The organism is Mesorhizobium sp. M4A.F.Ca.ET.022.05.2.1, from assembly GCF_003998845.1.
In the GTDB taxonomy this organism is placed as follows: domain Bacteria; phylum Pseudomonadota; class Alphaproteobacteria; order Rhizobiales; family Rhizobiaceae; genus Mesorhizobium.
On record NZ_RZOJ01000221.1, the window covers coordinates 1 to 10,061 of the forward strand.

General features: G+C 60.7%; 8 protein-coding genes and 1 pseudogene. 6 read left to right on the forward strand and 3 right to left on the reverse strand.

Annotated features, from left to right (window positions below; genetic code table 11):
- Positions 1 to 787: glycosyltransferase (locus EN745_RS21780; protein WP_127422226.1), on the forward strand; the 787-nt coding region annotated here is incomplete at its 5' end.
- A gap of 37 nt (positions 788 to 824) precedes the next feature.
- Here EN745_RS21780 and EN745_RS21785 read toward each other — a convergent pair.
- Positions 825 to 1,496 (reverse strand): class I SAM-dependent methyltransferase, encoded by a 672-nt coding sequence (locus EN745_RS21785; protein ID WP_127406730.1) that lies wholly within the window; start codon positions 1,494 to 1,496, stop codon positions 825 to 827.
- Positions 1,497 to 1,649: 153 nt separating this feature from the next.
- On the opposite strand from EN745_RS21785, the gene EN745_RS21790 reads away from it, so the two are divergent.
- The 3 genes from EN745_RS21790 (at position 1,650) to EN745_RS21800 (ending at position 5,992) form a co-directional block, all read left to right on the forward strand.
- Positions 1,650 to 4,364 carry an ABC transporter ATP-binding protein gene (locus EN745_RS21790; protein ID WP_127406729.1) on the forward strand — a complete coding sequence of 905 codons (2,715 nt, stop codon included), beginning with the start codon at positions 1,650 to 1,652 and terminating at the stop codon, positions 4,362 to 4,364.
- Positions 4,365 to 4,551: 187 nt separating this feature from the next.
- Positions 4,552 to 5,001 carry a cyclic nucleotide-binding domain-containing protein gene (locus EN745_RS21795; RefSeq protein ID WP_126058880.1) on the forward strand — a complete coding sequence of 150 codons (450 nt, stop codon included), beginning with the start codon at positions 4,552 to 4,554 and terminating at the stop codon, positions 4,999 to 5,001.
- Between the two features lie 136 nt (positions 5,002 to 5,137).
- Positions 5,138 to 5,992, forward strand: coding sequence for an MBL fold metallo-hydrolase (locus tag EN745_RS21800; RefSeq protein ID WP_127400535.1), 855 nt, complete (start codon positions 5,138 to 5,140; stop codon positions 5,990 to 5,992).
- Position 5,993: 1 nt separating this feature from the next.
- Here the strand turns inward: EN745_RS21800 and EN745_RS21805 are convergent, their stop codons facing one another.
- The gene (locus tag EN745_RS21805; protein ID WP_127422227.1) at positions 5,994 to 6,758 is read right to left on the reverse strand and encodes a polysaccharide deacetylase family protein; all 765 of its coding nucleotides are present in this window, start codon (positions 6,756 to 6,758) and stop codon (positions 5,994 to 5,996) included.
- Positions 6,755 to 7,843 carry a glycosyltransferase family 4 protein gene (locus EN745_RS21810; protein ID WP_127422228.1) on the reverse strand — a complete coding sequence of 363 codons (1,089 nt, stop codon included), beginning with the start codon at positions 7,841 to 7,843 and terminating at the stop codon, positions 6,755 to 6,757. Before EN745_RS21810 ends, EN745_RS21805 begins: the two co-directional genes overlap by 4 nt.
- Positions 7,844 to 7,934: 91 nt before the next feature.
- Between EN745_RS21810 and EN745_RS21815 the strand changes: the two genes are divergently transcribed.
- Together EN745_RS21815 and EN745_RS21820 are read left to right on the forward strand one after the other, a co-directional pair.
- Entirely contained in the window at positions 7,935 to 9,095 is a 1,161-nt protein-coding gene (locus EN745_RS21815; RefSeq protein ID WP_126059397.1) for a DUF3095 domain-containing protein, read from the forward strand.
- Positions 9,096 to 9,554: 459 nt separating this feature from the next.
- Positions 9,555 to 10,061, forward strand: a pseudogene (locus tag EN745_RS21820) (adenylate/guanylate cyclase domain-containing protein); the annotation flags it as partial.

Below are 10,061 nucleotides of genomic sequence, written 5' to 3' on the forward strand. Positions count from 1 at the left end.
GATCGAGGCCATCGAAGCGACGTCGCCCAGACCGCTGCTGGCGACGTCCGTCCGCGATATCCTTCAGGAGCGCGTCAAGCCGGGCCGAAACGAGGAAACGGTCGATCTCATCAACAGGCATTTCGACCTTGTCATGGTCCACGGCGACCCGGCTTTCGCAACCATCGACAGGACATTTCCACTGGCTGGGGCGATCACAGCCGAGGTCACCTACACGGGGCTCGTTGCCGCGCCGCCACCGCCCGCGGCCTCCGAGCGCCTCGACGTTCTGGTGTCGGTTGGCGGCGGCGCTGCCGGAAAACACCTGGTCAGCTCCGCCATCGCCGCTGCTAGGAATGCCAACAACGCTTGGAAATGGTGTTTGATCACCGGCCCAAACCTGCCGAAAGACGAATTTGACGCGATCGCGCGCGATGCCACGCCGGGTCTGTCCATCTTCCGGTTCCGCGAGGATTTCGCCAGCCTGCTAACCGGCGCCCGCCTGTCAGTTTCGCAGGCGGGTTACAACACGGTCTGCGATGTCCTGCGCGCGGGTTGTCGCTCCCTGCTCGTTCCATTTGCAGCTGGCGCGGAAACCGAACAAACGGTTCGCGCCCTGATGCTCGAAGAACTCGGTCTTGCAACGGTGCTGATGGAAAAGGACCTGTCGCCTGAAGGTCTGGCGCAAGCGATCGAACAGGCGCTTGTGGGACCGACCCCACCCGGGCATCGTCTCGATCTGGAAGGGGCGCGTCACTCGGCGCAAATCCTGCGCGAGCGTTATCGAACCTGGTCCGTAAGATTCTAACGCGGGTCGCGCCTGGATCAGATTCGCGCAACGCGCTTCAAACAGTTCCAATCAGCATGAAGCGCGTATAGTTCTTTGTCGGCAACTCGCCGGAAAACCTGATCTCCCGCAGCGCCGCCATGGCTTCGAAGGCTGCCAGTGAAGCCACGCAGTTGATGTGCGTCGGCTCGCTGAAATAGTCGTTCGATTGCAGAAGCACAGTCGTGCCCCGCGGAAGCAGAGCAAGCCAGGCGCTGAGATCGGCTATGTGTTCGCAGCTTGTATTGACAACCAGGTCAGGTTGCCCGGCCGCATAGTCGAGTGCGTACATATCGTCCGTCAGCGCCCGGAACCGATCGCCGGCTTCCCGGTTGAGGGTCCGGGCGACCGGCGCGACTTCGGGATCGATGTCGATGCTATCGACCGCCGCGATGTCGAAGCGGGCATCGTTGAAAAGCATTGCCGGCAATACGCCGTACCATCCGCCCAGCACCCATATGCGCCCGAACCGGCCGCCGCAACTTTCGAACAGCCTGTCGAGCGCCCACATCTTGCAGGCGACCTGCTTGTGGTTGAAGGCATTGGCGATGTCGGCCTGCGGATGCTTGGCTATGACGCGCGCCAGCCCTGCAACGAGAGGGTGCTTGACATAGGCGGCAATTCCCCGCGTGAGGTCCAGGGCCTGTTCGTGCCCGTCCGTGCCGGCATTGCGTGGTTGCGTGATATCCATCATATTCGCCTTGTATGTTGGGATTTCGGGCGACACAACGCAATCTTGCCTCCGCCTCGCAGGCTTTGAACGTGTCGCCAGCGCTGATTGCCGATGCGCCGTTCACCAGCAGATGCTTTTACTTTGCTTTAGACCGAAGGTTCACAGTCGCATATGGAACCCAGCCTAGCCCGCTATATCTGGAGGCACACCAAGAAGCAGCAGATATGGATATTGCTGATCGTTCTGCTGTCGATGATCCCGTATTTCATGTCCTTCGACCTGCCGAAGCTGATCGTCAACGGCCCGATCCAGGGCAAAGGTTTCGAGCAACCGGGAGCCACCCAGCCATTCATGAGACTGCACTATGACCTGCCGTTCATTGGCGAGGTCCAGTTGTTCTCCGGCTTTCAGCTCGACCGCACGGCAACGCTGCTTGCCCTCAGCGTCGTGTTCCTGTTGCTGGTCGTCATCAACGGCTTGTTCAAACTCTACATCAACACCTACAAGGGCCGCCTCGGCGAACGCATGCTGCGGCGTATCCGCTTCGATCTGGTCGATCGAGTGCTGCGGTTTCCGCCGTTTTACTTCAAACGGGTGAAATCCGCCGAAGTGGCGACCATGGTGAAGGACGAGGTGGAGCCGCTGGGCGGCTTCATCGGCGACGCCTTCCTGCAGCCGGTGCTGCTCGGCGGCCAGGCGCTGACGGCCATGCTGTTCATCATGGTCCAGAATTTCTGGCTCGGAATGATAGCGGTCGTGATCGTGGTGATCCAGATCGTGCTGATCCCGCGAATGCGGCGGCGGCTGATCGTGCTCGGTCGCGAACGGCAGCTGACGGCGCGCGCGCTTTCGGGCCGGGTTGGCGAAATCGTCGACGGCATCGGCGCGGTTCACGTCCACGACACGTCAAACTACGAGCGCGCCGACATAGCTGCCCGGCTCGGGCTCATCTTCAAGATCCGCTTCGATCTTTACCAGTGGAAATTCATGGTAAAGTTCCTCAACAATTTTCTCGCGCAGCTGACGCCCTTCCTGTTCTACATGATCGGCGGGTATCTGGTCATCGAGGGGCGGCTGGACGTCGGCCAGCTCGTGGCCGTGATCGGCGCCTACAAGGACCTGCCCGGACCGATGAAGGAACTGATCGACTGGGATCAGGCGCGGCAGGATGTCCAAGTCAAATATCAGCAGGTGGTCGAACAGTTCACCGTCGACGGTGTCATTGCGCCGACAATCGGGGCATTGACGATCGAAGCCCCCGGTCCGATGACCGACCCGCTGTCGGCGATCGGTCTGTCGATAGCGGACGATGGCGGTGCATTGCTCCTCGACCGTATCTCCGTCCAGGTCAAGCCGGGTGAAACGGTGGCGCTGGTCAGTACCGCAACAGGTGGAGCGGAGGCGCTTGCAGAAGCCTTCGCGCGGCTGAACCGGCCGAAAGGCGGCAAGGTCGCTTCGGGCGCCCACGACCTGCTTGAACTCCCCGAAGCAGTGACCGGCCGGCGCATGTCCTATGCCTCGTCGGATGTTTTCCTGTTCCAGGCAAGCCTCCGCGACAACCTGCTCTACGGGTTGAAGCATGCGCCGCTGACATCGGTGACTTATGACGGTGCTGCGGCAGACCAGCGCCGCTGGAACATCCACGAGGCGCGCCGGTCGGGCAATCCGGATCATGATATCCAAAGCGACTGGATCGACTACGCTTCCGCCGGCGCTACCGGCCCGCACGACCTCTTTGAAGCCGTGCGCCGGGTGCTCGACGCGGTTGTTCTGTCGCGCGACATTCTGGATCTTGGCTTGCGCTCTTCGGCCGACCTGACGCGTCACACGGAGCTTGCCAGGCGAATCGTCGAACTGCGTGCGGCGCTGCGAACGCGGCTGGAACACGAAGGGCTGAGCGGACTGGTGGTTCCTTTCGAACCGGGCGCCTACAACAAGGAAGCAACGATCGGCCAAAACCTGCTCTTCGGCGCTGCCGCCGGCCCCGAACTGGCCGACAGGGCTCTGGCGGCCAATCCCTATTTTGCTTCTGTGCTCAGGCAAGCCGGCCTCGACCGCACGCTCTACGAAATGGGCATGGAGATCGCCGACCAGGCGATCGAGCTGTTTGCCGACCTGCCGCCCGATCACCAGTTCTTCCAGCAGCTCGCCTTCATGAGCGCCGAGGAGATACCCGCTTACGAAACCTTGCTGCAACGGCTCAAGAACCGTGCCTACGAGGCGGTTTCAGAGAACGATCGCGCCATGATCGTCACCTTGAGCTTTGCCTATATCGAGCCCCGGCACCGCTTCGGCCTGCTCAGCGACGAACTGATGAGCAAGATCGTCGCTGCTCGCAACGGGTTCTATGAAAACCTGCCGCCCGAGCTGCAAAACGCGGTCGAACGGTATGATCCTGCCAAATACATTGCCGCGGCTACTGTCATGGACAATGTCCTGTTCGGGCGCGTGGGCAACAACCATCCCGACGCACCGGACCGCATACGCTCCATCGTCTATGACATTCTTGACGAGCTGGGGCTTTATGCCGAAGTTCTGGATGTCGGTCTGGACTTCAACGTCGGCTCCGGCGGCAGGCGGCTGACCGGTGGACAGCGACAGAAGCTCGATGTTGCCCGCGCCCTGCTCAAGCGTCCCGATTTTCTCATTCTCAACCGGCCGCTGTCGGCGCTCGACCAGCGCATGCAGGATAAGGTGCTGCAAAACGTGCTCGAGGAGGCCAGACGCGACGGCCATTCGCCGGCAATTGTGTGGGTCGTGACGAATCCGGCAATGGGGATGATGTTCGATCGCGTTGTCGTCTTCGACTCGGGCCAATTGGTGGAAGACGGAACACACGAGACACTTTTGGCAGAGAGCGGTATCTTTAAGGAATTGCTATCATAGAGCATTGGACATTCAGATGGGATCATTCTGGCGGTGGGAGCTTGTGGCAAGATCAAGGGATTCGGGTTTCCGGCTGATCGGCCCGCCACCTTTCGCGTGGTTCGTCTCGCCGTCCGGAAACAGAATTGATCCCATCCGGGTGTCAGTTGTTCTAGTCTCGCAGACGTGAATGGGAAGGTTCGCGACAATGCTGCTCAAGGATGAGGTTGGAATGCTGCAACGCGTTCCCCTGTTCTCTGGCATAGAGCCGACAAAGCTCAAGCTGCTTGCGTTCACATCCGATCGCGTGAGCTACAGCGCCGGCCAGATCCTTTTCCGGCAGGGCGATGAGGGTGACGCCGCCTATGTCATCCTTTCAGGCAGGGCGGATATTCTGGTCGATTCCGACAACGGACCGATAAAAGTTGCCGAACTGCTGCCAAATTCGATCGTTGGCGAGATCGCCATATTGTGCAACAGCTCCCGCACGGCCACCGTCAGAGCCGCAAGTCCGGTGGAAGCCTTGAGAATTCGCAAGGATCATTTCCTGAGGCTTATGAAGGAGTTCCCGGAAATGACCATCGAGATGGTTCGGGTTCTTGCCGATCGCCTGAGCCATACGACCGCGGATCTGATCGATGCACGAAGCGCCAAATAACGAATGATTTGCGCTCGATCCTTGCCGCTGTGATGGCACTGGCCCTCTCACGGACAAGGTCACCAGGAGGAAAACCTGTCTCGCCTAGCAGCAGTTGTTTGGCTACGATGGCCGAGGGGGACTACGAAGGGCTTGCATGGACGACGACGTTTTCCTGGTCAGGTTTTGGGGCGTGCGCGGCAGCATTTCGGTATCGGGGCCAGAATTCTCTCGCTATGGCGGCAACACAAACTGCATTGAGATGCGATGCGGTAAGCATACGCTTCTGTTCGACGCGGGCTCTGGCTTGCGGCCTGCCGGCTGGGCGCTTCGGGCGTCGGGCGTGACCGATACCGACCTGTTTTTCACCCATTGCCATTACGATCACATCATCGGGCTGCCGGCTTTTAAGCCGATCTATGACCGGAGCGTCAAAATCAGGCTCTGGTCCGGGCATCTTGCAGGACGCATGACGACGCGGCAGATGGTAGATGAGTTCATGCGGCCGCCTTGGTTTCCGGTGAGACTGGACGTCTGCAAGGCAAGCCTCGACTACCGCGATTTCGTATCCGGAGACGTGCTTCGGCCGCGCCAAGGGGTGGTGATCCGAACCGGCAGTCTCACCCATCCCGGTGGCTGCATCGGCTACCGGGTCGAATGGGGTGGCCGCGTCGTTGCGGTGATCACAGACACTGAGCACGAGCCGGGCAAACTCGATCAGGCGGTGCTCGGCCTGATCGAAGATGCCGACCTCGTCATTTACGATTGCACCTACACCGAGGAGGAAATGGAGCGCTATCGCGGCAACGGGCACTCGACATGGCAACAGGGCGTCAAGCTCTGTGAGGCCGCCGGCGCGCGGGGGCTTGCGCTGTTTCACCACGATCCGTCGCGCACCGACGATGAGTTGGACGAGATGGAGAAATTGGCCAAAGACAGGTTTGCCGGCGCGTTTGCCGCCCGGGATGGCCAGACGCTCAAATTTCCAGTCTCATTGCGGAAAAAGCGCTGAACTATTTTCCTTTGCCGGCGCAGCGCCCGATCAATGTCCTGATCGGAAGCCATGCGCAGGCTTCAGTGTGTGTGGTGACTGTGAACAGCCGTTCGAGGAAAAGCCAGGCCGATTCATCATGCACGAGATGGTGGGTGAGCAGGCCGACCGGTTGGCCGCCGTCGAATGCATGCCGCAGTTGCGCGATGATGGCCTGAACCAACAGGCCATGATCGCGGCAACCGCGCGTGCCATGCCAATCCATGATGTCGACATTGCTGTTGATGACCGCCAGCGAAGCCGGCTTCGGCGGCCCATAGACCGACAATGCGGCAAATCCTATCGATCCGAGGTCGGGTACCAAGCCGGCGTCGATCCTGTTCCAGGGTGGCACCAGCATCGGAACGGCACGTGCGCCGTGCAGGCCGGCTACGTGCGACAGCCCACGGGCCAGCTCATCGAGCACCGCCTCGCGTGGCCGATGCGGGCCGAGCTCCTGCTTTTTCTGGTCCTCGGGCGCATGATTTCGGTGCGCCCAGCCATGGATGGCGACCGTGGCATGCGGCGTCTCGTCAAGCCGGGCGACAAGCTTCTCATCAGTCAGGGCCGGAATCACGGCCAGGGTGACCGGAATCGCGAATTCACCGGTGAGGTCGAGCAGCCTATCAAGCGCAGGCGTCGGATCCACGGCGTCATCGTCGCGCAGCCAGAACTCTGCCTTACGGTCCGCTCGTTGCAGGCTCGCCAGTTCCTCCACCAAGGGTTGCCAGATCTGATCGGGTGTCATGAAATCGGGATCTTCGCAAGAAGTCCGGCCAGGCGCGTCGCCGCAACACCGAGGGAACGTTCTTCAAGGATGAAACGTCTGGCTTGTGCGGCCATGATGGTTCTTTCGTCGCTACGGGTCAGAAGCCTTTCAATGGCGGAAGCGAATGCCGCCACATCGCCCGGCGGCGTGAGAAACCCGGCTTGGCCATCCCGCACGACCTCCGGCACCCCGGCGATGTCCTGAGCCACCACTGGAAGGCCGGCGGCCTGTGCTTCAAGATAGGCAACACCATAGGCCTCGCCGAAACCCGGCCAGACGTAAATTCCCCCACTGTACAGGACATCCGGCACGGCGGCTGGCTCAATCGCGCCAAGCCATTCGATACGGTCGGCGGGCAAGCCGGCGAATTGCGCTTTGACCTCTTCACGGGCAGGCCCGTCCCCGACGACAGACATGGTCCAGGGCAGGTGGCCGATCGAACCGAGCGCCTGCGCCAGCATGCGATAGCTTGCGACTTTGTCGCCCGGCCGCATCATGGCGACGGTAACAAGCCGCGTCGAACAACCCCGCGCCGGCGTTTCCCGGAATGCCGATGTGTCGATGAATGGCGGAAGCATGCCGAGAGCCGCGTCGGGTATCGCATCTGCCAGTCCCTGACGATCCCTTTGCGTGAAGCAGATGTTCAGCGCCGCCTGTTCGACGGCTCGCGCCACCAACGCTTGCGTATCGGCCCACAAACCGGCGTTGCGCCGCCTCGAATAGGAGGCTTCCGCTGTCACATAGGGAACGGCAAAGGCCGACGCCAGTTCGGGTCCGATCAGGTCGGGCGCCTTGTAGTAGAGATGATAGGAGAACCAGAGATCGGGCTTGCCGTCACGATCCCAAAGTCTCGTCAGCCGCGCGGCTTCCTCTCGGGCTTCGATCTTGAGCGCATCGAAACTTTTCGACTCCGGTTCGCGTAGATAGAAGCGTATTTCGGATGCCAGTTCGACGCTATGCCCTCCATGTTCCAGCGCCTTGACCAGCGTCCGTGCCATCTGGCGGTCGCCGGAGGCAACGGGATGATTGGGTGACTTCAGCGGCGCGTAAAAGGCAATTCGCATTTCCGGACCCTATCATCGCAAAGCCAGCGCAAGTCAATTTCGAGCACGATCGACTTCACCTTCAAGCAGTGGAATGTGCTATTTGATGCTCATGGAAACAGCCGCCGCGTCCGACCCGTTTGTCGCTTCTCTGCCGGTCTTCGCAAAGTTCGAAAGCGTTGCCGATATCGACAACTACAAGCCTCTCCCCGATGGCTGGGCTCTGGCCACGGCCGACATCGTCGGCTCGACCAGGGCGATCGAGGCAGGGCGCTATAAAACCGTCAACATGGCCGGCGCCAGCGTCATTTCGGCGCTGCTCAACGCGCTGGGTCGGCAAGACCTTCCCTTTGTCTTCGGCGGCGACGGCGCGCTCGTGGCGTTTCCCGGCTCGGCGCTGGAGGTTACCCGCAACGCGCTGGCGGCTGTCCAGAGATGGGTGGCAGACGAGCTGGACCTCACCTTGCGTGCTGCAATCGTGCCGATAAAAGATATAAGAGCGCAAGGCCGCGACGTCCGCGTGGCGAGGTTTCAAGCCTCAGAAGCGGTCTTCTATGCCATGTTCGCCGGCGGAGGCGGCAGTTGGGCTGAAGCCGAGATGAAAGCGGGGCGCTACCGCATCGATCCTGCGCCGGCTGGCGCGCGGCCGGATCTGACCGGCCTGTCCTGCCGCTGGAACCCGATCGAAGCCCGGCATGGCGAAATCGTCTCGATCATAGCCATACCGGGGGCGTCGCGTGACTTGCGCGGTTTTCAGTTTCTGGCGTCCGACATCATCGCCCTTGCCGGCAGGCAGGAACGCGATGGCCACCCGGTACCGGTGAACGGGCCGGACTACAGTCTGCTGCCTGCCGGCCTCGATATCGAGGCGCGCGCCACGGCGCCGGCAGGACGGCGGTGGTTAACGAAGCTGTGGGTAATGTTCCTGATGACGCTTACGGCTGTCACCGATAGATATGGCTGGACGATCGGCAGTTTCGATCCGAAGATCTACAAACGCGACGTGGCCAGCAACTCGGATTTCCGGAAGTTCGACGACGGCTTGAAGATGACCATCGACGTTGACGCGGATGTGTTGCAACGGATCGAGAACCGGCTGAAGCAGGCGGAAGAGGCGGGCATCTGCAACTATGGCCTGCACCGCCAGAAATCGGCATTGATGACATGCCTGGTCGCTTCGCCGCTGCAGCGCGATCACCTTCATTTCATCGATGGCGCGGCCGGCGGCTATGCCGTGGCTGCCGCAAGCCTGAAGGCGAAGGTACCGGTTTGATGACGGCTTTGCGGAAATCGATCTTCCGCAATATGCCTCGGCCAATGGTTCTTGGGACCCAAGTCACCATGGGAACGGACAGCCTGTCCGGAGTTGACGGGAAACCAGATTTATTGGACGCCTCACCTCCGGATAGTCGACACACGCAATGTTCTTTGGCCGCCTCGGGCTGTCTCGAGAGACGGTGTGAAGGCCTGACGGCGTCCGGGTCGGCGAATTTTTGCCCGATGTCAGTATCGTGATTGCACTCTGCCGGCGCCCTCGCCACATAAGTCGACACGACATAGATGCAGTTACGCCTGCTCCTTGGCTGCGAGGATAGTCATCCGAGAAATTCTTCGCCGCTTTTGCCGCCGAAGCCGGCCTCGTTGACTTCGGGCGACCTATTGGGCCGTTGGCGGACTGTGTTATGGCGGATCAACGGATAATGGCTTCGTCTTCGACGGGTTTCGAGAGAGCATGAGTAAAACGCAAGCAGAAATTTCTACCATTCTCATGGATAAGGTTGCTGATTGGCTGACCCAATCGGCGCTGGCGGGCAGCGACCTGGAAGCCTTGGTAAAGGGCTTTTGCGAACGGCTGGCTGCTGCCGGCCTGCCGCTAAAGCGGGTGCATTTGAGCTTTTCGATGCTGCACCCGCTTTATGATGCGCTTGGCTTCACGTGGATTCGCGGCCAGGGCATGGAAGTGGAAGGCTTCCGGGTTGAGCCCGGCGAGCCGTCCGACAGATTCCTGACCAGCCCGTACTACCATCTGCTCAGCAACAAGCTCGACCATCTGCGACGCCGGATCGACCCGTCATTGCCGCCGGAGTTTCCGATTTTCGGTGAACTCGCGCTTATGGGCGTCACCGACTACATGGCTTTCGTACATCCCTTCAGCGACGACACAAGTCAGGGCATGATCGGGTCTTGGTCCACCGACGGTACTGCAGGCTTCAGCGATAGCATGATTTCAGCGCTGCTT

Excerpts from the sequence above, each read along its gene's own strand:
- EN745_RS21805 (WP_127422227.1), bottom strand. The coding sequence starts at position 6,758 with ATGACACCCGATCAGATCTGGCAACCCTTGGTGGAGGAACTGGCGAGC.
- EN745_RS21795 (WP_126058880.1), top strand. The coding sequence starts at position 4,552 with ATGCTGCTCAAGGATGAGGTTGGAATGCTGCAACGCGTTCCCCTGTTC.
- EN745_RS21785 (WP_127406730.1), bottom strand. The coding sequence starts at position 1,496 with ATGGATATCACGCAACCACGCAATGCCGGCACGGACGGGCACGAACAG.
- EN745_RS21790 (WP_127406729.1), top strand. The coding sequence starts at position 1,650 with ATGGAACCCAGCCTAGCCCGCTATATCTGGAGGCACACCAAGAAGCAG.
- EN745_RS21815 (WP_126059397.1), top strand. The coding sequence starts at position 7,935 with ATGGAAACAGCCGCCGCGTCCGACCCGTTTGTCGCTTCTCTGCCGGTC.
- EN745_RS21810 (WP_127422228.1), bottom strand. The coding sequence starts at position 7,843 with ATGCGAATTGCCTTTTACGCGCCGCTGAAGTCACCCAATCATCCCGTT.
- EN745_RS21800 (WP_127400535.1), top strand. The coding sequence starts at position 5,138 with ATGGACGACGACGTTTTCCTGGTCAGGTTTTGGGGCGTGCGCGGCAGC.